At 72.5% G+C, this 20,461-nt stretch carries 14 protein-coding genes; 6 read left to right on the top strand and 8 right to left on the bottom strand.

All coding sequences use genetic code 11. From position 1 onward, the window contains the following. Positions 1-86: 86 nt before the first annotated feature. The 3 genes from IEZ31_RS37910 to IEZ31_RS37900 all read left to right on the top strand — a co-directional run bounded on the left by IEZ31_RS37910 (position 87) and on the right by IEZ31_RS37900 (position 3,738). Complete coding sequence (locus IEZ31_RS37910) at positions 87-1,388, top strand: ABC transporter substrate-binding protein (protein WP_229836250.1); 1,302 nt, start codon at positions 87-89, stop codon at positions 1,386-1,388. A gap of 179 nt (positions 1,389-1,567) precedes the next feature. Then, positions 1,568-2,821, top strand: coding sequence for an ABC transporter permease subunit (locus IEZ31_RS37905; protein ID WP_229836248.1), 1,254 nt, complete (start codon positions 1,568-1,570; stop codon positions 2,819-2,821). Further along, entirely contained in the window at positions 2,818-3,738 is a 921-nt protein-coding gene (locus IEZ31_RS37900) for a carbohydrate ABC transporter permease (RefSeq protein WP_190254919.1), read from the top strand. The genes IEZ31_RS37905 and IEZ31_RS37900 overlap by 4 nt, the downstream gene beginning before the upstream one ends. 347 nt (positions 3,739-4,085) lie before the next feature. On the opposite strand, the gene IEZ31_RS37895 is transcribed toward IEZ31_RS37900, so the two are convergent. From IEZ31_RS37895 to IEZ31_RS37880, 4 genes are all read right to left on the bottom strand, one after another. Next, positions 4,086-5,090, bottom strand: a complete 1,005-nt coding sequence (locus IEZ31_RS37895; RefSeq protein WP_190254918.1) for a DUF1996 domain-containing protein — start codon at positions 5,088-5,090, stop codon at positions 4,086-4,088. Positions 5,091-5,124: 34 nt separating this feature from the next. Then, on the bottom strand, positions 5,125-6,462 hold the full coding sequence (locus IEZ31_RS37890) for a DUF4142 domain-containing protein (protein ID WP_190254917.1): 1,338 nt from the start codon (positions 6,460-6,462) through the stop codon (positions 5,125-5,127). Between the two features lie 133 nt (positions 6,463-6,595). Continuing rightward, entirely contained in the window at positions 6,596-7,012 is a 417-nt protein-coding gene (locus IEZ31_RS37885) for a Rieske (2Fe-2S) protein (RefSeq protein ID WP_229836247.1), read from the bottom strand. Positions 7,013-7,151: 139 nt separating this feature from the next. Beyond that, positions 7,152-8,534 (bottom strand): FNR domain-containing protein, encoded by a 1,383-nt coding sequence (locus IEZ31_RS37880; protein ID WP_229836245.1) that lies wholly within the window; start codon positions 8,532-8,534, stop codon positions 7,152-7,154. 194 nt (positions 8,535-8,728) lie between these two features. Between IEZ31_RS37880 and IEZ31_RS37875 the strand changes: the two genes are divergently transcribed. The 3 genes from IEZ31_RS37875 to IEZ31_RS37865 all read left to right on the top strand — a co-directional run bounded on the left by IEZ31_RS37875 (position 8,729) and on the right by IEZ31_RS37865 (position 13,503). Then, a complete protein-coding gene (locus IEZ31_RS37875) occupies positions 8,729-9,808 on the top strand; it encodes a hypothetical protein (protein ID WP_190254915.1) in 1,080 nt (359 codons plus the stop codon). A 1-nt stretch (position 9,809) separates the two neighbouring features. Then, on the top strand, positions 9,810-12,767 hold the full coding sequence (locus tag IEZ31_RS37870) for a hypothetical protein (RefSeq protein WP_190254914.1): 2,958 nt from the start codon (positions 9,810-9,812) through the stop codon (positions 12,765-12,767). 82 nt (positions 12,768-12,849) lie between these two features. Then, complete coding sequence (locus tag IEZ31_RS37865; protein ID WP_190254913.1) at positions 12,850-13,503, top strand: hypothetical protein; 654 nt, start codon at positions 12,850-12,852, stop codon at positions 13,501-13,503. Positions 13,504-13,597: 94 nt separating this feature from the next. Here IEZ31_RS37865 and IEZ31_RS37860 read toward each other — a convergent pair whose 3' ends face one another. From IEZ31_RS37860 to IEZ31_RS37845, 4 genes are all read right to left on the bottom strand, one after another. Beyond that, on the bottom strand, positions 13,598-14,992 hold the full coding sequence (locus IEZ31_RS37860; protein WP_190254912.1) for a chitosanase: 1,395 nt from the start codon (positions 14,990-14,992) through the stop codon (positions 13,598-13,600). Positions 14,993-15,223: 231 nt separating this feature from the next. Then, positions 15,224-16,126: an RICIN domain-containing protein gene (locus IEZ31_RS37855; protein WP_190254911.1), complete on the bottom strand. Its 903-nt coding sequence runs from the start codon at positions 16,124-16,126 to the stop codon at positions 15,224-15,226. Between the two features lie 110 nt (positions 16,127-16,236). Next, positions 16,237-16,974 carry a zf-HC2 domain-containing protein gene (locus IEZ31_RS37850; protein WP_190254910.1) on the bottom strand — a complete coding sequence of 246 codons (738 nt, stop codon included), beginning with the start codon at positions 16,972-16,974 and terminating at the stop codon, positions 16,237-16,239. A 148-nt stretch (positions 16,975-17,122) separates the two neighbouring features. Continuing rightward, the gene (locus IEZ31_RS37845; RefSeq protein WP_190254909.1) at positions 17,123-20,461 is read right to left on the bottom strand and encodes a right-handed parallel beta-helix repeat-containing protein; all 3,339 of its coding nucleotides are present in this window, start codon (positions 20,459-20,461) and stop codon (positions 17,123-17,125) included.

Below are 20,461 nucleotides of genomic sequence, written 5' to 3'. Positions count from 1 at the left end.
GCGGCGCGATCGTCCGCCAACGCCCTCGCTGGGGCCCGGCGCGGGTTTCGTCTCTCATGGCACAGCTGGCAAGAAGGAGACCTTTCATGGCACGTATGGCACGGCTCACCGCGGCGCTGGCCGCGGTGGCGACGGTTGCCGCCTGCGGGGGTACCGCGTCGGAGCCACCCGGCACGCCGGGCCTGAGCGGCACCGTCGAGGTCGTGGCGAAGTGGTCGGGCGTCGAGCAGTCCAACTTCAAGAAGGTGCTCGAGAACTTCGAGAAGAAGACCGGCGTCAAGACCGTCTACACCTCCGCCGGCGACGACGTCGCCTCGTTCCTCAACCAGAAGATCTCCGGCGGCACGCCGCCGTCGATCGCGCTGATCCCGCAGCCCGGCACCGTCGCCGAACTGGCGAAGAAGGGCAACCTCAAGCCGCTGAGCGGCGACGCGCTCGAGGCCGTCACGACGAACTACAGCGCCGCCTGGAAGGACCTCGGCACGATCGACGGGAAGGCGTACGGCTTCTACCTCAAGGCCGCCCACAAGTCGATCTGCTGGTACCGCACCGACGCGTTCGCCACGGCGGGCGTGAAGGAGCCGAAGACCTGGGAGGAGTTCATCGCCGCGGCCAAGACGCTCGCCGATGCCGGCATCACGCCGTTCGCGGTGCCCGGCGGGTCGGCCTGGACGCTGACCGACTTCTTCGAGAACGTGTACATCCAGGTCGGCGGCCCGCAGAACTACGACAAGCTGTCCAGGCACGAGATCCCGTGGACCGACCCGACCGTGGTCGAAACCCTGCGAACGATCGGCCAGCTGTGGTCGACGCCGCGGATGATCGACGGCGGCAACGCCGGTGCGCTGAAGATCGACTTCTCGCAGTCCGTCGCGGAGGTGTTCGGCGAGAAGCCGAAGGCGGCGATCCTGTGCGAGGGTGACTTCGTCGGCTCGGAGATCACCAAGGCGGGCAAGTACAAGGTCGGCGACACGGCCAGATACCTGCCGTTCCCGTCGATCAAGGGTGCCAAGTCGTCCGTGGTGGTCGGCGGCGACCAGGCGGTGGCGCTCAAGGACGACAAGGCGACGATGGCGCTCATGGCGTACCTCGCCTCGAAGGAGTCGGCCGAGATCTTCGCCAAGGGCGGCGGGTTCATCACGCCGAACAAGACCGTCGACCCGTCGGCGTACCCGGACGACACGGTGCGCGGACTGGCCAACCTGGTGGTCAGCGCCGACGTGATCAAGTTCGACATGTCCGACCTGGCGCCGGCGTCCTTCGGCGGCGGCACGAACGCCGACGAGTGGAAGCTGCTCCAGGAGTTCCTGGGCAACCCGGGGATGGATGTGAACGCCCTGGCGGGCCGGCTCGAAGACGCAGCCAAGAAGGACTTCGGGAGCAACTGATGGTGCGCGCGTCCGAGCCGGCAGGCGCATTCGACGCCGCACCGGCAGCGAGGAACACGGGCCGGCGAACCGCCCGACCGGTCGGGGGCGGCCTCGCCCGCCGGCCGGACGCGCCGGACGGCAAGCCGAGGCGCCGAGGGCGGCGAGGGCGCCGGGGGGATGTCCCACCCATCAGCCCGGTGCTCTTCCTCGGCCCGGCGCTGGTCGTCCTGGCCACCGTCGTGGCGTACCCGATCGTCGCCACGGTCTGGTACAGCTTCTTCAACGCCGACGGCACCCGCTTCGTCGGCCTGAGCAACTACGTCGAGATGTTCACCGGCCCGGCGACCCGCCGGGCCATCATCAACAACGTCGTCTGGGTCGTCGCGGCCCCGACGACGGTCACCGCGCTCGGGCTGCTGTTCGCCGTGCTGAGCGAGCGGATCCGGCTGGCCACCGCCTTCAAGACCGTCCTGTTCATGCCGATGGCCATCTCGTTCCTCGCGGCCGGCGTCACGTTCACCATGGTCTACGAGGCGGACAAGGACCGCGGCGCGCTCAACGCCGCGATCGTGTCGGTGCACGACGTGTTCAAGCCGCCGTCGAAGTACTACGGGACGAGCCCACGCGAGGAGGCCGGCCTCGTGACCGTGGACGGCGCCGTGCAGACCGCGCAGCCGGCCGCCGCGACCGCGCCGGTCATGCTGCCGATGGTCGGCCTCCCGCCCGACCGGGTGCCGCCCGAGGCGGTCGCCGCGGCGCCCGGCGTTCCCGGGACCGGCCTGCGGGGCGTGGTCTGGCTCGACTTCAGCCCCGGCGGCGGTGGCCGGCCCGGCACCGTCGACGCGAACGAGAAGGGCCTGCCCGGCGTGGTCGTCGAGGCGGTGCGGGACGGCACGGTGGTCGCCACGACCCGGACCGATCCTGCGGGGAGCTTCGCCTTCGCCCAGCTCACCGGCGACGGGTACACGATCCGGCTGGCCGCGTCGAACTTCGCGCCCCCGTTCAACGGGGTCACCTGGCTCGCCGGCGGCGTCGTGACGCCCGCGATCATCGCCGCGTACATCTGGATCTGGGCCGGCTTCGCGATGGTGCTGATCTCGGCGGGCCTGTCGGCCATCCCGCGGGACGCGCTGGAGGCCGCCCGGGTCGACGGCGCCACGGAGTGGCAGGTGTTCCGGCGGGTGACGATCCCGCTGGTCCGCCCGGTGCTGGTGGTCGTGCTCGTCACGCTGGTCATCAACGTGCTGAAGATCTTCGACCTGGTGTACATCCTGGCGCCCGACCCGGTGACCCAGGACCGCGCGAACGTGGTGGCGCTGCAGATGTACCAGACCGCCTTCGCGCGCCAGAACACCGGCCTGGGCAGCGCGCTGGCCGTGCTGCTCTTCGCGCTCGTGCTGCCCGCCATGCTGTACAACGTCCGCAGGCTGCGAGGGGACAGGGACCGATGAGCTTCGTATCCACCGCCAGGGTGCCGACGATCGAGCCGGCCGGCACCGCGGTGACCGGCCCGCCGAGGCGCGGCCTGGTGTCCCGGATCGTCACGCGGCTCGGCAGCGGGCTGATGTACACGATCGTCGTCCTCGTCGCGCTGATCTGGCTGCTGCCGACGACCGGCCTGCTGGTGGCCAGCCTGCGTCCGGCGTCGGCCAGCGCCGCCACCGGCTGGTGGCACGTCTTCACCGAGCCCAGCGAGCTGACCCTGGCCAACTACGCCAACCTCCTCGACAACCGCGACATGGTCGGCGGCCTGTGGAACAGCGTGCTCATCGCCGTGCCGTCCACCATCCTGGTGGTGACGATCGGGGCGCTGGCCGCCTACGCCCTGGCCTGGCAGGACTTCCGCGGCCGCGACGCGCTCTTTGCCCTGGTGGTCGCGCTCATCGTGGTGCCGATCCAGATGGCCATCATCCCGGACGCGAAGCTGTTCGGCGCGCTCGGCATCTTCGGCACCCTCGCCGGCGTGATCGTGTTCCACGTCGCGTTCGGGCTCCCGTTCGCCATCTTCCTGCTGCGCAACTTCTTCATCGGCATCCCGCGCGACCTGCTCGACGCGGCCCGGATGGACAGCGGCACCGAGTTCATGATCTTCACCCGGGTGGTGCTGCCGATCGGCTGGCCGGCGATCGCGTCGCTGACCATCTTCCAGTTCCTGTTCGTCTGGAACGACCTGCTGGTCGCGAAGGTCTTCGCCGGGGCGTCCAGCAAGCCCATCACGTACGTCCTGCAGGAGCAGATGGGCACATTCTCCTCCAACGTCGACGTGATCGCGCCGGGCGCGTTCCTGTCCATGCTGCTGCCGTTGATCGTGTTCTTCGCCTTCCAGCGGTACTTCGTGCAGGGCGTGCTGGCAGGTTCGGTGAAGTAGCCAGTCATCCGCCGGGCCGGCCAACCCAACCGAGGCGGTCGGCTCGGCGGGCTCCACCCCTGTCGAGGGGTCACGGGACGCCATGGCGGCCGGCCGATGCGCCGGCCGCCATTGCCGTACGCTGTTCGGGCTCGGCCTGGCCGAGCGTGGTCTGCGCGATGCGGTCGAGGTCGATCCTGTCCGCGAGTGGCCACCCGATGCCGACGAGCCGGCCCGACAGCACGCGGGGGTGCGGCCGCGACGGTCTCGCGTCGCAGCCGCACCCCTCGCCCCGGGGAACCCCGTGCCCGGGGCCGGTCAACCGCTCGTTGCCGCCGCCAGGGTCAGGGCATCCGGACCTTCGGCGCTCAGCATGCGCGGCCGTCGTTGATGCAGTCGACGATCAGGGCCATCAGGTCCTCGGGCATCACGTTGGCGAAGCCGGCGTGGTCGGTGTGCGGGCTGCGGCCCTCGCCGGGGAACGCGTCGAGGGCGAAGCTGCGGCCCGGCGGGATGGCGGCGTAGGTGAGGGTGATGACGAGTTTCGGGACGGCGCGCGTGCCGTCGGGGCACCTGCCGTCCTTGTCGGGGAAGGCGGTGTGGCTGCGCACGTCGTTGCTGCGGGTGTCCTTGCCGTTCCAGCAGCTCGGGTACTCGATGACGCGCTGCACGGCGCCGTCCGGACACAGTGGGTACTTCTCGGTGTACCGGTCCTTGAACCCGGCGCATCCCCACTGGGAACGGGCGTCCTTGAGTTTGCTCGTGATGGCTTTCGCGTTCCCCGTGAACAGGCGCAGGAACAGCGGCATCGGCACGACCTTCGCCTGGGCGTTGCCGAGGAACTCCATCCGGGCCTCCGCGAGGGGAAGGATCCGGCCGTGGTTGCCGTCCTTGCCGCCACCGACCTGTGCCGCGTCGGTGCCGGTCTGGGTGATGTCCCGCAGCACCGGCCAGAAATAGGACGACAGGTCGCCGAGCCGGCACGAGGTTTCCGTTGCTGCCGCGAGGCTTTCGTCGGTGGTGCGCCAGTCCACCGACTGGTTGCCGAGGTAGTCGTGCATGTGGTGGGCGCCGCTCTGTTTGCCCGGCACGACGATGAAGTTGTCCGGGTTGTAGAACCCGTTCTCGTTGCGGCCGCAGTCGTGGCGGTAGCTGCCGGTCGACGCGTTCGGGCCGGCCTGCGGAGCCTGCCTGCCCGCCGGCACGCTGAGGATGTCGACGTAGTCGCTCGCCGCCGGTTGGCCTTCGTGCTGGTGCGCCGCGGGTGCGGCCGCCGCGGCGTCCGGAGGGCTGGACGTCGCGGCGGTGTTGCCCCGCAAGACCCACCACAGGCCGGTTGTCGTCACCAGCGTGAAGACGGCCACCCACACCATGGCGCGAGCGGACAGCAGGCGTTCGCGTCGTGGCTCACCATGTTCCAGGGTTGCCCGGTAGCTGCGCGGACGGTCGTATTCGACCAGGCTGTCGTTCGCCGCTGGTGCTTGTCCGCTCAAGGACCATCGGTGTCTGGTGGGTGTTTGGTAACTCATGTCGGATCACCTCTCTCGACGGGCTACGGGTGCTCGCCCGGTGGGTCGTGTCGACAGGCCGGCCCCGCACCGGCCGGCGCCCGGCCGAGCCGTCCCCGGTCAGCCCGGTTCCGGTCAGGGCGGCGACGACGACGGTGACGGCGAGCATCAGCCAGATGACGGCCGGGTGGATGCCGTCGTCGCGGTGCAGCCCTGTCGTGGTCAGTCCGGCCGCGTGTGGCGGCGCGGGGAGTTCGTCGTACCGGACCAGGCCGCTGGCTTCCAGGTATGCCATGTGCCGCAGGACCGTGCTGCTGGCGGCCGCGGCGAGCTCGCGGATCACGGTGTTGCGGGTGCCGGTGCGGGTTTGCGCGCCGGCGAACAGCAGTGCCCCGTCCGCCGCACGGAGCTGGTTGACGAAGGCCCGGTCGAAGTCCGCGCCTCGGGCGGCCTCGAGATCGGTCAGCGCCTGCTGCTGTTCGGCGCTCGGCCGGTCGGGTGGCGGCAGGTGCAGCCGTTCGACGGCCGACCGGACGGTCCGGTTGAGCTCCCGCGCCTCGTCGGTGATCAAATCGCCGGCCTGCCTGATGTCCGCGCGGGTCGCGCGTTGCTGGGCCAGGATGCCCGCGAGCTGCTGCCAGAGGACGGCCTGGCTGAGGCGGGCGAGGAACGCCTGGTCGGCCGCGTCGGCCGTGGCCGCTGCCGGGCGGCTGGCGAGTCCGGTGCTGTCCAGGTAGTCGAGGTGGCGTGCCACGTAGGCGTCGGCGGTGGTCGCGAAGGCGCGGACGGCGGTGTTGCGGGTGCTGGCCCGCGCCGCGGCGATCATCGGGAACGCCCGCTCGTACGCGGCACGGAGCCGCCCGACGAGCATCTCGTCGAACCGGTCGGCCGGCGTGGCCGCCAGTTCGCGGAGGAAGTCCCGGTCCTCGGCGGTCGCCGTGGCGGGTAACGGCACGCCGACCTGGACGGCGGTGGCGCGGGTGAGGCTGTCGAGGTTGGCGTGTTCGATGGCGAGTGTCTCGCCGGTCCTCCGGATCTGTTCGCCGGCGGCCCTGTCGCGGGCGGTGAGGCCGGCCGGATGGGTCAGCAGGCCCAGCAGGCGAACCTGGACCAGGAGGTCCCGGTCGGCTGTGCTGAGGTCGTCGGCCGCGGTCAGGGCCGGTCTGGCGAGTGGAATGGCCCAGGCCGCGGCGGCGACGAGACTGGCCACCGCCGTGGCGAGGTGCAGGTGCTTCACGCCGTGCCTCCCGCTGAGAGATGCCGTCGCCGGCGCCGGGACGACGTGGGCAACCGGATTCGATGATCGGGACGGGTCGGCTCCCCGGTTCCGTGATCGGACGACGCACGGAACCGGGGAGCGGCGGCCGCGATCACATGCCGGACGGCGTGGCCCGGAAGATGTCGCTGCCCTCGACGCGGATCGCGACCTCGGGCAGTGCGCCGGTCGCCGGGCCGTTGACGACCGCGCCGTCGGCCACGGCGAACTTGCTGCCGTGGCAGGCACAGTTGATCGTGCCGCCCTTGACGCCGGACACCGTGCAGCCGTAGTGGGTGCAGCTCGAGGTGAAGCCTTTGATCTCGCCCTTGACGGGCTGGGTCAGCACGATCTCCTGGTCCGGAAGCACCAGGCCACCGCCGACCGGCACGTCGGCCACCTTGGCGAGCGCGGCGCCTCCCTGGGCCGGCGCGGCCGCGCCGGCCGGTTCAGGGTTCGTGGCCGGTTGTGCCGGTTGTGCCGGTTGGGTCAGCGGGTTCGCCGGCTCTGCCGCGCCGCCGCACGCGGTCACGGCGGCTGAGATACCGACCGCGCCAGCGCCCATGAGCATTGTCCGCCGGTTGGCACCGCCCATCGGGCGACCTCCTCGTTGTCGTTGTGTGCGATGTGTCGGGGTCAGGGTTGGGTCAGGTTTTCGCGGGAACCGCGGGTCAGGAGTCCCAGATCGGGCCGAACGCGGGGATGCCGAGCCGTTCGATGCCGGACACGACCTGCCAGGTGACCTTGGTGCTCGCGATGCAGATGACCGCCTCCGCGCCGGTGCGTTGCAGGGCCTCGTAGGCGAGGGCGAACACGTCGGGTCGTCCCTGGTCGTCGGTGTTCCAGATCGTGGCGTCCGGCTGGACGGCGAGGATCTCGTTGACGAGCTCGTCGCCGTACGTCTCCCTCGGGCTTCTCGTCACCCACACCAGGTGGCCCGGCACGTTGTTGGCCATGAGGTGCGCCAGCATGGGGCCGATGCCGCTGCCGGTGGCGACGAAGACGACCCGTTTGAACAGGTGCCGGACGTTGGCCATGCCGGCGGTCGGGACACCTCGCACCCAGACGTGGGACGGCGGGTCGGCGATGAACGCCGACGTCCAGTCGCCGGCGCGGGACACGGCCATCCGGTAGCCCAGCGGGCTGCTGCGCGGTGCCGGGATGTTGGCGAACGTGTGCCAGCCCCACAGCGGATGCAGGCTGATCGGCCGGACCGAACCCACGAACGGTTTCACCCCGTGGTCGTCGAACCGGACGACGGCGACGTGCGATGACGGTCGCTGGACCGTGATGGGCACCCGGCGCAGCCGCAGCCACGGCAGTGCGGTCGAGGCCGTGCTGGCCAGCATCAGCCAGATCGAGGGTGCGGTCACCACCGCGTCGAGCACCGGGCCCGCTGCCGGCTGGGTGGTCACCACCAGGATCGTGTTGATCCAGGCGAGGACGAGGACCGTCCAGCCGCCGAGCCGGTGGGTCACCTCGAACCTGTCGTGCGAGCGCGTCCGCGCCGAGGGGCGGGCGCACACGACGATGAGGACCAGCAGCAGCACCAGGGCGTACGACGTCACCAGGCTCGCGGGGAACCCGGGACCGCGCAGCGCCTGCCTGGTGTGCGACGCGACAAAGAGGACGTACCACGCCGTGCCCGAGACGGCCATGCCGACGTGCAGCCCGCCGAAGTGGTACACCTTGGCCAGCGCCCACCGCAGTCGCAGCGGCCAGGTCGTCGGTGCCCGGGTGGCGAGCCGGCACACGAAGTTGACGACGTGCTGCTGCCGTGCGATGACCGCGCAGGCCAGGTTGGCCTGCGCCAGGGTCAGCAGCGTCGTCGGGTCCGCCCATGCCGCGTGCCGCGTGCCGAGCCACAACGCTCCCGCGTTGAGCAGCACCACGCCGACGGCCAACCGGTTGTACTGCATGAAGCGCCGTTGCCGCAGCGTTCTGCGGACGGCGGCGGTGACGCTGTCGGGCGCCTGGTAGGCAAGTTCGTTCGGCCGGTGCGCGGCCGTGGTGTACCGGATCGGACGGATCGGCTCATCTATTGAGACGGACACTGCCAAGGCTCCCGTCAGTCAAGACACCGCCGCGCGTCCCCAGGCGGAGTAGGTGGACCACACAACGGATGCCGTCGGAGGGCGGTTCAAACGAAACCGTCGAGATTCTGGCGACGAGCCGGCCGGCGGGGAGCACCGATGCCATCGGGGCGCTGCCGGTTGAACCACGGCGCGGGAGCTTCCGTTGTAGCGACATGCGATTCGGGCAGGTGGGCATCTCGCTGCACCAGGTGCTGCTTCGTGCCGCCGGATGGGCACCGGACGAGGTCGTCTGCTCGGCCCGGGACTGGCTCGCGCAGGGGCGGGCGACCGAGGTCGCTCAAGCGGTGGTGTTCGTGGCCCTGGCCGGGCGCATACCGATCACACCGGCCGACCTCGACGTGCTCCAGGCGGTCCTGCAGGACGACGCCGCCAACCACGACCTGCTGGCCGATCTCGACGTTGCCGCCTCGGCGGCGGCGCCGTGGTGGTACACGATGTCCCCCGCATACCCGAAGCGCCACGCCGAAACCCCGGAGGACATCCCGCACAGCCTTGACCTGACCACGGACCCGACCGACATCGACCACCTGGGCGCGATCGACGCGGCCGCCGTCACGACGGTGACCGGCATCGAGATGGACGATCTGGTCGACGGGCTGTGGCGGGCCTGGCGATTCCCGGCCGCACCGACCCCGTGGCCACCACCGCGGAGGCTCTACCTGGTCCAGGCCACCGACCCCGGATCGCTACCGGCACTCACCGCCACGATGCAGCGCGCGCTGACCCTGGCCGGCGAGACCGCGCCGCAGGTCGAGGCGTTCACCGACGCCGACGACCTGCCCCCGTACCAGCGGACGGCGCTGGCCCACTCCGCGCTGCTGTGGACGACCCGGCCGACCACCTCCGTCCGCTTCGCCGAGCTGTTCGACCCCGTGGACGAGGTCGGCGGCCCCGGCTTCGCCGCCGACCGGCCCACCCTCGACAGCCGGGAGCGCCGTGAGGTGCTGGAGTACCTGGAGGCGGCGAGCGCGGTCCTGACCACCACGACGCTGATGGACGACGTCGTCAACGGGCGGCGCCGCGGCGCGGTACCGATGAACATCCGCACCGACGGTGCGTGGGTCTGGACCGATGCGGTCACCTACTACCTCCGCAACTACGGACTGGCCCCCGACCCCGACCTGCTCCAGCACATCCGCACCCGCCGGTACGACCCGCCGCGGGTCGACGCCGTGGCGATCCACCGTGCCCTGGCGGCGCTGCATGCACACACGCCCGGCGAGGATCACTGAGATGAGTCCCTGGCGACCCCGCCCGGGTAGCGAACTGATCGTCGACGAGATCGGCCACGCGCTGCTGGTGCACACCGCCGGCGACCCGGCCACCGCGCTGACCGCCCTGACCCTGGCGCTGCAGCCCGAGCCCGGCCGCGTCGCGGTCGTCACCACGCCGTCGATCACGGCGCGGTCGGACTACCTGCACCTCGTCGGACAGATCGCCCACCGGGTACTGCGGGGCGACGACGCCGGCGTGCGGCTGGTCCCCCTGGGGCACGCCGCGGCACTGTCCGCCGTGGAGCCGCAGCTGCGCGCCCTGTCCCACGACCTCGACCGGGACATCGTCGCCCCGCTCGGATCGCTGACCGTCGCCACGGACGGCACGATCGCCGTGGCGGCACCCAGCTACGCGGGCGGCGGCTGGGCAACCTACCCGCCCGGTCGACCGCCGCACTACGAGCCGGCGTGGTTCCCGGCACCCGCCTGGGCCAAGGACCTCCCGCCGGAAACCGCCGGCGTCACCGCATACGGCGCGGCAGCCACCTACGCGGTGCCGGCCGGATACTGGATCCTGCCCCGCGGTGTCACACCCGGACGGGCGGGCACGGCCGCCAGCATCCCACCCGATCCCACCACCGCAACGGTGTTCCTCGGCGGCTTCGGCGAACTGCCCCTCGCCCTCGACGACGTGATCCTGTCCCTGGCCGCGCTGCCGCTGCCGGACACATACCGGCTGGCGCTGCTACCGGGCGCGCTGCGAACCAGGGGGGACACCGCCTACCTGCGTGCCTACTGCGATCCGCCGGCCCGGATCGCCGCCGCGGTCCCCGTGCGGTCCGGCGGGAACACCTGGGGGCTGGCCTTCATCGGGCCCACCGGGGACCTGACCGGCCTGCCACCCCACGACGCCGGCCGCGCCGGTCCCCGGCCCGGCCGGGGCGGTGCCGGCAACGCATCGCCGGCCGGGCTCGGGCACCGGGACCCCGGCGGGTCGCAGACGGCGGCCGGCTGGTCGTTCGTCGCCGAATCGGAGCCGGTGGGCGTGGTGGCGACGCCGGCCGGCTTCGTCGTCGAGGTGACCGTCGAGGCGCGCCTCGACCCGGCCGGATTCCGGGTCCACGGCCGGCCGGTCACCCCGGACCAGCTGGCCGGCCTGATCACCGCGGTGTGCCCACCACGCTGCCGGACCGTGGTCGTCGTCGCGCACGGCACACCACCCACGGGCCACACCGCCGACGCGCTGTTCGGCGCCCTGGCGAGCGGACTCGGCCGAACCGTCGTCGCCGCCGACGCCGAGGTCTCGATCTCCCGGACCGGGCTGCTGCACACCTCCGGACTGTTCCACTCCTGGCGCGGGCTGCCCGAACCGCCGGGGACCGGACCGCACCGCCGGGGACCGGCACCGCTCGGCGACACCCTCCCACCGCTACCTGCCCCGGTGCTCCCGGTGCCGGGCCGGCCCGTGCTCACACCGCGGCCCGCCCCTGCACGGCAGGTCGGCGCTCCACCCGCGGCGAAGCCGGCGGTGACAGCACCGGCCGGACCGCGGTGGATCACCGAGGGGACCTGCGACACACCGGACCGGCACCGGCTCCGGCAACTGCTCGACACCAGGTACGAGACGCACGCCCGGATCGTCGTGCGCCAGCTGTTCAGGGGCGAGGAGTCACCCGATGCGCGGCCCACCGCCGCCACGGTGAGCGGACTGGTCGCAGCGCGCGCGTACTGCGCCACCGAGCGCGACGCCCTCAACAACGAACTCCGGGGAACCGGCCCGGCAGGGGACGGCACGGCGGCGACGCTGATCGCCGAGTGCGCCATGTACGGCCTTCGGCAACTGCCCGTCGTGACCGGCCCGGTCTTCGCGACCTGCCCGATCCCGCTTCCGATGACGGCGTACGAGACCGGCACCGAGCTCGTCGAACCCGCCTTCGTCGACGTCGGTCCATTACCCGACCGGGAACCGGGCGACGGTGTCGACTACCACATCTGGTCCCGCAGCGCCCGCAGGCTCGGCTCGATCGCCCCGGACGGACGCACCACCGCGATATTCACCGCCGGAAGCCGATTCCTGATCCTCGGCGTCGACGCCGGCCCGGAACGTCCGCGGGTCATGCTGCTCGATCTTGCCGTGCCGGCCGGCCCGCACGACGAACCGTCCGATACCGGACCCCGGACCGAGGAGATCGTCGAGATGCTGCTCCACGGCCGGCTCCCGGCCCGCCGAGAACCCGGACCGGGACCGGGACCGCTGGCCTTCCCGATCGGACTGGACGGCTCGGGGCAGCCGTACCGACGCCGCGACCACCGGCGCCACGCGGCGGAGGCACCGGCGGTCAAGCTGCGCCGGCGCGCCCTGCGGGGACCGGTGAGCGCTGCGGCGCCGACGCAGGTCACAGGCGAGCCGCCGTCGAGTCGCCGGGTGGGTCGCGGGCCGGCCGGGCCGGTGTGGACCGAGCAGACGGAGTTCGGCGGGGTCGGGGTGGTGTCGGCGGCCGGCGTGCGGGCCGAGGTCCGGGTCGCCGCGCCCGCCCGGACGCGGTGGCTCGACCCGGGAACCCCGGAGCCGGGCGCGGTGCTGCCGGCGGTGCTCGGTGAGGACGGGCAGCGACGGCTCTTCCTCGACCTGGCGACCGTGCCCGGCGTGCTGACCGTGACCGGAGCGCTTCCGCTGTGCCGACGGTACGCCTTGGGCATCGCCAGGACGATGTCCGGCCGTGGCTGCCGGGTGACCGTGGTCGGCGATGCCCTCGACACCGCGGTGCCGTCGCACTGGCATCGGCGGCCGGACTTCCCGGAGATCGACGCCGCGGACGCGGGCTCCGGCATCGTCATCGCGGAAGGGCTCCGCGAGGGCGGTTTTCATCGTGCGCGCAGCCTGGCCCGGCGTACCGGGGGCCGATTCGTCGCCGTGGTGATCGGCGACGTCCTGCGCTCGCCATGGTCGGTGAACATCACCGGGACTGCCTCGTGATCGCACTGGACGAGGCTCGTGCAGCAGTGGGTGTGGCGGGAGCGGCGCGCGCCTCGGGGCGGCGCAGAGCGAGGAGGGTCCTGTGGAGAGCCGGTTCCCGGAACTGCATCCGGTGCTGTCGACGCTCGGGTTCGTGTCCCTGGGGCTGCTCTGGCTGGGCGTCGTGACGGGGTTCCTGCTGCATGGCTCGTGGCGGCCGCCGTTGCTCGGCCAGGCGGCGCTCCACCCGATCCACCGGGCGACCGCGGGCCTGGGGCTGAGTCTCGGGGCCGTGCACGGCGTCGGGCAGTTGGCGCTGCCCGGCGGTTCGATCACGGTGCTCGAGCTCGTCGTGCCGTTCGCCGACCCGGACAACCGCATCGGCACCGGGGTTGCCGTCATCGGGTCGGAACTGCTCGCCGCCGTCGCCCTGTCCATGATCGTCCAGCGCTGGTCGGGACCCGCGCGCCGGCGTGCGCTGCACCGGTTCTCGTACGTCGCGTTCATGCTCGTCGTGGCGCACGTGCTGATCTCGGGCACGGACGTCACGCCCGTCCAGGTATGGCTGCCGATCTTCTGCGGCTGGCTCATGACCGTCGCCATGTGGCTGGCGACGGCGTCGCGGCGAACGCCGCCGCCGGACCCGTCGCCCCCGCGGCGTCCCGCGCCACTGCCGATCGATGCGCCCCGGTACGGAGACATCAGCGCCGTGCCGGGGGTGCGGCGCCGGCCACCCACCTCGCGCGGTGACCGCTGAGGGGCAACCCTATCGACAATCGCCATTGAACCCCGACGTCAGTGCCGACGTTGTACCCGGTACATCGACACTTTGTGACGCAGGAGGCGTGATGTCAGGCGGCGCCGGGCGCGGCCCAGCGCTGGCCGGCGGCCCCGTTGCAGGTCATGAGCTGCACGAAGGCGCCGGGCTTGCTGCTGTCACCGGTAATGCTCAGGCACAGCCCGGAGGCGGAGTTGACCAGGCGTCCGCCGGTGAAGCGCCACTGCTGGGAGCCGCGCCCGTCGCACGGGTCGATCTCCACCGGGGCGCCCGGACTCGGCGAGTCGTCCCGCGGCTGGGCACACATGGCCACCACGCGCAGCGTCCCGTCCGTCTCGGCGGTCCACAGTTGGGCGTCGGTGCCGTTGCAGGTCCAGGTCTTCACGTGGTTGCCGGCCGCACCGACCCCGCCGTCGAGGTCCAGGCACAACCCGGCCAGGCCGACGACCGGACCCTGTCGGCGCGCCGACGGGTTGGTGGTCGTCGGAGCGCCGGCGGATGTCGACGGGCGGGGCTGGCCGGAGGACGTCGGGCCGGCGGAGCGGCCCGGCCCGCCGGGACGGCCGGAGGTGGGGCCGCCCCCGGGCATGCTCGGCATCGCCAGCGACGGGACCAGGTCGAACGGGTTCAGGTCGATCACCCTCGGCGTCCCGTACGGTGCCACCACCAGCGGTGGGACCAGCTGGTCGTGGCCGTCTTTCAGCAGCGAGATCAGGGCATCGACCCGGCCCGTCTCGTAGGGCCATACCTGCTGGTGCGCCGGCTCGGCTGGATCGGCCAAGGTCGATCGGCGAACCTCCAGGAACGCCTCAAGCCAGCGGCGCTCGTCGATCTTCTTGGGGGTGCCGCCCGCTTTGGTCTCGGCCTGCCGCAGCAGTGCGAGCAGCCCGTCGGGGCCGCCGCTGCCATGCTGTATCAGCGAGTCGTAGATGACCGCCAGCCCCAGCGGCGTACCGATGCCGAGCTCGCGAGCCTGCAGCAGGGCCGGGGTGAAGTAGCGCTCATGGAGGACGTCGCTCTGCGCCTGACGGAACGACGGGTCGACGCTGGCCAACTGCCATGCCTCGGTGAACCCGTCGAGGCCGGTCACGTCGTCGCTGTGCGCCTCGGCCAGCGTGGACAGCGGGGTGCTGTACTTGCGGCTCAGTTCGTTCGCGCCGTTGCGGGCGGTGTACACGTGGATCACTTCCAGCGCCTCGCCGCCGGCGGTGGAGAAGTCACCGATGCCGGCGGCGTAGCCGCGCTGGTCGAACTCGTTGACCACCCGCCCGTACTGCGGCACCACGGAGTCGTGCAGCAGCACGCTTTCCAGCCGGTCGACCACGGTCCGCTGGTCGGCGCTGAGCTGCAGGCCGGGACCGTCGTGCCGCAGCAGCAGCACCGTCAACGTGGCGGTGGCGGCCACCGCGATGCAGGAGGTGACGAGCAGCTTCGGACGGCGCGTGCTCACGCCACGGGCGTTCGTCACCGGTACGTCCTCCTCCGTGTCTGTCCCGTCGCGCCGCAGGGTCGGCCGAACGCACACCTCGGCCCGCGACCGGGGTCGAGTGATTGTTGCGTACAGATGAACTCCTCGTCACGTCCAGAAGATGGGACGGCGGGATGCACTTCGACGGTGACGGGCCGGCACCCGGCGACCTCGGGCACCGTCGCCGGCCCGCCCCGACGGCCGCCGAGGCCGGCCAGGTCACCGCTATGGTCAGCCGGCCCGCACCAGGCGCCAGGTCTGGTTGGGCCGCGGCGCCGCCGGGTCCCCGCTCAACTGCTGCACGGGCGCTCCGTCCGCGCCGCCGCTGGCGGGAACCGCCAGGAGCATGAGGCTGGCCCGGTTCTGGATGGAGTACCGTTCGCCACCCACGGAGCGAAAGCACCAGCTCTGGTTGACGTTGCCCGGGGCGAAGGCCCACTGCTGCATCGTGGCGCCCTCGCCGGTGTTCGGATTGTCGAGCGCCAACCCGGAGTGCACGTTGAGCAGCTGGAAGCAGCCGGCCCCGGCGCCCTGGACGCGCCACTGCTGGGCCTCGCCGGTGCCGCCTGACTGCACGATCCGGGCGCCGTTGCCGACCGCGCCGGCCGCCACGCCCGCGGACAGGTCACTGTGGCCGCTGACCAGCCGGACCGTCACCCCCGGCGCGGGCACGACCGGCCCGGTGGGCGTCGCGCCGGCGGTCGGTTGGCTCGTGACCGGTGCGCCGGGCGACTGCGCCGGGGTGCTGGCCGCCGGGTTCGCGGGCGTCGTGGCGGGACTGCGGGATGTCGAGGTCTGTCCCGGTTGCGGGGACGCCGCGGCCGACCCGCTGGTGAGCGGGGCGCCGGCGCCGGGCTCGGGCCCCACCGCCGGCGGGGCGCCGGCGCCGGGCTCAGCCGTCCCCGAGGGGTCCGTCGCCGGCCATGCCACCGTGGCCGCCCACGCGATCGAGCTCAAGGCCAGCGCCACGGAAACGACGCTCAGCACGCGCCAGGCGAACGGAAGCCGCGGGGCCCGGTGTGACAGCACCGGCGGCCGGTTGCCGAACTCGAGGGCGTCGCCCGACGGGTCACCGTCACCGGCCGCGCCGGTCCCGTGCGGATCGGTCGCGGGCGGGTCCGCGTTGTCACTCACGGGGCGTCTCCCCATCCTGGTGTGCGTTCTGCCATGGCGCCACAACGGTCGACGTCCGTGGGCGGTTCGATCGGCCGGCCGCCGGTGCGGGGCGAACTGCCGGACGGGCCTCAGAAGACGGTCGTGACCAGCAGCAGGCTGCCCTGGGTCAGCGCGAAGAATCGGACCTTGTCCCGCGCCACCGGCACGGAGCCGACAATGGTCTGCGGGCCGCCCGCGGCCACGCCGTGCGCCGCGACATGGTTGCGACCATCCGTGCCGACCGCGATCAGGTCGTACTGCTCGCCGGGACGCAGACCCACCGCGACCGCCCGCACGTCGGTGCCGCCCGCGCGTTCGGTCGCGGTCACGGACAGTTGGCCGCGACTACCCGTCTCGCTCTGGTCGCCCACCGTCACCGGGTCGGGGTCGGAGCTCGGGTACAGCCACGCGCCGCCGACGCCCAGGACGGCGCCGACCACCAGTGCCGCCGCGTAGCTGAGCAGCCGACGCGCGCGCGACCCGGGGCGGCCGGGCGGCCGACCGGCCGCCGGCCCGGTCGCGGTGGCCGGGACCGCCCGCCGGGTCGTGTTCGATGCGGCAGCGCGATCGCTGGTGCTCCGGCCGGCGGCTCCGGCCGGTGCGGCGGTATCCGTCGCCTCGAGCTCGGCTGCCAGCTCGGCGGGCAGCGCGGCCACCGCGACGGCGAGCTCGCTCTCCCGGTCCGCTTGTTCCCGACAAGCCTCGCAGAACAGCAGATGCTCCTCGAACTGCTCCTCCTGCTCGGGGGTGAGCGCGTTGGTCAGGTACAGGTCGATCTGGTCATGGACATGCGTCGCCGCGTTGCCAGATCGGTTGTTTGATCCCATCTCACGCTCAGCTCCTCTGTACCCGCGGTTGGGGCAGTCGGGTTGTTCATCGTCGCCGCGGGCACGGTTGGTCCGACCTATGAGAGGATCGCACATCCCGGAATGGAGTGGCAGTTGCCACGTACCCCGGCCCCGACCGCCTGCTGCGCTACTTCGACATGGCCGGTGCGGGCCGGACGTCGACGGCCAGCAGGGTCTTCAGTTCGTCCACGGACGGGTCGGCCCGCCCGCGCAGCCGGCCCGCCTGTCGCGTCATCGCCTCGCCGAGCAGTTGGCGAGCGTACCGGCCGTTGCCGAACGATCGTCCCGTCGGCACCGACGTGAACTGGGCCCGCAGCGCGTCGAGGGTCTCCCACGGGCATTCGTACCCGCTGGCGCCGGCCAGGTTCTCGAAGATGGCGACCAGTTCGTCGGGGGTGTAGTGGGTGAAGTGGATGTGCCGGGTGAACCGGGACTCCAGACCGGCATTGGCGGCGAGGAACGAGGCCATCTCCTCGTCGTAGCCGGCGACGATCACGACGACCTCGTCGCGGTGGTCCTCCATCAGCTTCACCAGCGTGTCGATCGCCTCGCGTCCGAAGTCGTTGCGGGCGTCGGGTGGGCTGAGGGTGTACGCCTCGTCGATGAACAGGACGCCGCCGCGGGCCCGGTCGAAGGCCTCCCGGGTCCGGTGCGCCGTGTGCCCGATGTACTCGCCGACCAGGTCGGCGCGGGCGACCTCGACGACCTGCCCGCTGCTGAGCGCGCCGAGGGCGGCCAGCAGGCGCCCGTACAGCCGGGCCACGGTGGTCTTTCCCGTTCCGGGTGGGCCGGAGAAGACCAGGTGGCGGGAGACCCCGGGGGTGGGCAGGCCGGCGCGGGCCCGGGCGCGTGCGTTGGCGAGCAGGTCGATGAGCTCGGCGACCTCCCGTTTGACGGCACCGAGACCGATCATGGCGTTCAGCGAGTCGAGCAGGGCGTCCACTTCGGCGCTGCGCGCCCCGTCCGCACCGGCGGGTGAGGTCGGGGCGTGGCCGAGGTCCTGCGGCAGGAGTTGGGCCAGCGCCACCCCGCTGGGCGTCGCGTCGCCGGAGAGCCGGTACGCCTGGCGGCCGACCATCTCCTCGAAGATCTTCCGGGCGACCCGCGCGTTGCCGAACGACTCCGTCCGGGGCATCCCGTCGAACAGCCGCGCCAGCGCGGTGCGGGTGTCGTACTCCAGCGAGTAGTGGTGGGTGCGGCAGCAGTGCTCCACGATGGTGACCAGCTCGTCGGTGGTGTAGCTGTCGAACTCGATGGTGCGCGAGAACCGCGAGGCCAGCCCCGGGTTGCCGGCCATGAACTGCCGCATCTGCGGCGAGTAGCCGGCGACGATGACGACGACCTCGTCGCGGTGGTCCTCCATGAGCTTGACCAGGGTGTCGACGGCCTCCCGGCCGAAGTCGTGCCCGCTGCCCCCGTCGACCGGGTTGAGCGTGTACGCCTCGTCGACGAACAGCACGCCACCGAGCGCCTCGGTGAACTTCTGCGTGGTCTTCATCGCGGTGCCGCCGATGTGCTCGGCGACCAGGTCGGCCCGGGACGCCTCGACGAGCTGGCCCGAGGTGATGACGCCGAGGGCCGCGAGGATCTGGCCGTAGAGGCGGGCCACCGTGGTCTTGCCGGTGCCCGGTGCCCCGGCGAAGACCAGGTGGCGGGACATCGGCGGCCGGGGCAGCCCGGCCTCGGCCCGCCGTTGCGCGATCCGGTGCAGCCCGACCAGGGTGGCGACCTCCTCCTTGACGGCGGCGAGGCCGACCAGGTCGCGCAGCTGCGCCAGGAGCGGGGCGGCGGCGTCGCTGTCGCCCGGCGCGGCGCCCGTCGCCGGTGGCGGCCCGTCCTGGTGGCGCGGTGGGCCCGGCTCCGGCGGTTGCCAGACCGGTGCGGAGCCGGGGGCGGCGTCGAGTTCCGGGGGGTTCGGCCCGGACTGGCCGGCCGGGCCGGGTGCCGCGCCCGCCCGTCGGACCTGATCCCGATGGTTTCCACTGACCGACGAGCCGGTGAGGTCGACCGGTTCGGCGGTTTCCAGCAGCACTCCGTCGGTGCCGTTGTCGAAGATCTCGGACTGGATCACCGCGCCCCGCGAGCCGGGCGCGAAGCGCACGCCTACCGCGTCGCCGTCGCGCACCCGGCTGCGCCGCAGCCGGAGCTCTCCGGTCGACTCGACCAGGATCCCGGCCACGCTCGCGGTGTCGATCTCGCAGGCGTCGACGCTTGCCTGCCCGCCCGGCGCGACGATCAGGCCGTGCCGGCCGCCGCGCAGCCGGGAGTCGGTGAGTGCCGTCGACGCGTCGGCGAGCCGGACACCGGCCACGCCGCAGTGCTCGACGGTGCAGTTGCGTACCGTGCCGCGGCCGCCGTCGATGCTGTGCACGCCGTACTCCGTGCAGCCGGTGACGGCGGTCTCGTCGATGACCGGGTCGGCGCCTCCCCGCACCAGCACGCCGGTCCGGCCGCCGGTCACCTCGCAGCCGACGAGGACGCCTCGGCCGCTGCCGTCGAAGAGCGCGGTCACCTCGCCGGAGCCGCTCAGGTGGCACTGTTCCAGGGTGGGCGACGCGGTACCGGTGACCGCGAGCACCGCGACCGGGGTATCGCCGAGCTGGCAGTCGACGAGCCGGCCGGCGCCGGTGTCGAGCGCGAAGACGGCGTGGCCGCCGCTGCCCTCGATGCGGCATCGCACGAGCGTGGGATCGGCGTCGCCGGCGATCACGACGCCGTGCCCGTCGACGGCCTGGATGAGGCAGTCCTCAAGCACCGGTTCGCCGCCCGTGGCGACCACACCCGGGCCCGACGTGTCGTGGACGATGCTGTACCGCAGCTTGATCGCTCCCCGGTCCTCGACGGCCACCGCCGGCCCGGCGATCGCCGTGAGGGCGCAGCCGACCAGGCTGCCCCGGCCGTCGCGGGTGGACAGGACGCCGGGCCCCCGGACCCCGGTGATCGTGCAGTCGGCGAACTCCGGGTCGGCGCCGCTGGCGACGACGATCCCCGCACCGCCGACCTCGCGCACCGTCGTCGCCCTGACCGTTCCCGTCGTCCCCTGCTCCAGCAGCAGACCGGCACCGGACGCGTTCTCCACCACGCAGTCGTGCAGGTCGAGGCGACCGTCCCTGGCGTGCAGCCCGACCACGCCGTCGGCGCGCAGTTCGCAGTCCGACATCCGCAGCGCGCCGCCGTTGACCTGGATCGCGGGGAAGGACTCGCTGCCGCCGACGACGATGATCCCGCGCAGGGTCACGGTGCCGGCGCCGACGAACACGGCGACCCCGTCCGGCGCGCGGAGCACGACGCTGCCCAGCCCGTCCTCGGCGGCGAGCGTGACGTCGCCGATGAGCCGGAGCTCTTCGTGGTACGTGCCCGGCTGGAGCATGACGGTCGTGCCCGGCCCGGCGACGGCCAGCGCGTCGGCGATGCGGGGCATCCCGCCCGGCTCGGTGTGCGACACCGACACCACACTGGAACTCAT

The organism is Dactylosporangium sucinum, assembly GCF_014647515.1.
GTDB lineage: Bacteria > Actinomycetota > Actinomycetes > Mycobacteriales > Micromonosporaceae > Dactylosporangium > Dactylosporangium sucinum.
Note: the sequence above shows the minus strand (reverse complement) of the source record. Positions and strands in the feature narration are given on the sequence as shown.

What these genes read in the sequence shown, in the direction of transcription:
- IEZ31_RS37845 (WP_190254909.1), bottom strand. Translation starts at nt 20,461, where the DNA reads ATGAGTTCCAGTGTGGTGTCGGTGTCGCACACCGAGCCGGGCGGGATG.
- IEZ31_RS37910 (WP_229836250.1), top strand. Translation starts at nt 87, where the DNA reads ATGGCACGTATGGCACGGCTCACCGCGGCGCTGGCCGCGGTGGCGACG.
- IEZ31_RS37870 (WP_190254914.1), top strand. Translation starts at nt 9,810, where the DNA reads ATGAGTCCCTGGCGACCCCGCCCGGGTAGCGAACTGATCGTCGACGAG.
- IEZ31_RS37850 (WP_190254910.1), bottom strand. Translation starts at nt 16,974, where the DNA reads ATGGGATCAAACAACCGATCTGGCAACGCGGCGACGCATGTCCATGAC.
- IEZ31_RS37900 (WP_190254919.1), top strand. Translation starts at nt 2,818, where the DNA reads ATGAGCTTCGTATCCACCGCCAGGGTGCCGACGATCGAGCCGGCCGGC.
- IEZ31_RS37875 (WP_190254915.1), top strand. Translation starts at nt 8,729, where the DNA reads ATGCGATTCGGGCAGGTGGGCATCTCGCTGCACCAGGTGCTGCTTCGT.
- IEZ31_RS37895 (WP_190254918.1), bottom strand. Translation starts at nt 5,090, where the DNA reads ATGGTGTGGGTGGCCGTCTTCACGCTGGTGACGACAACCGGCCTGTGG.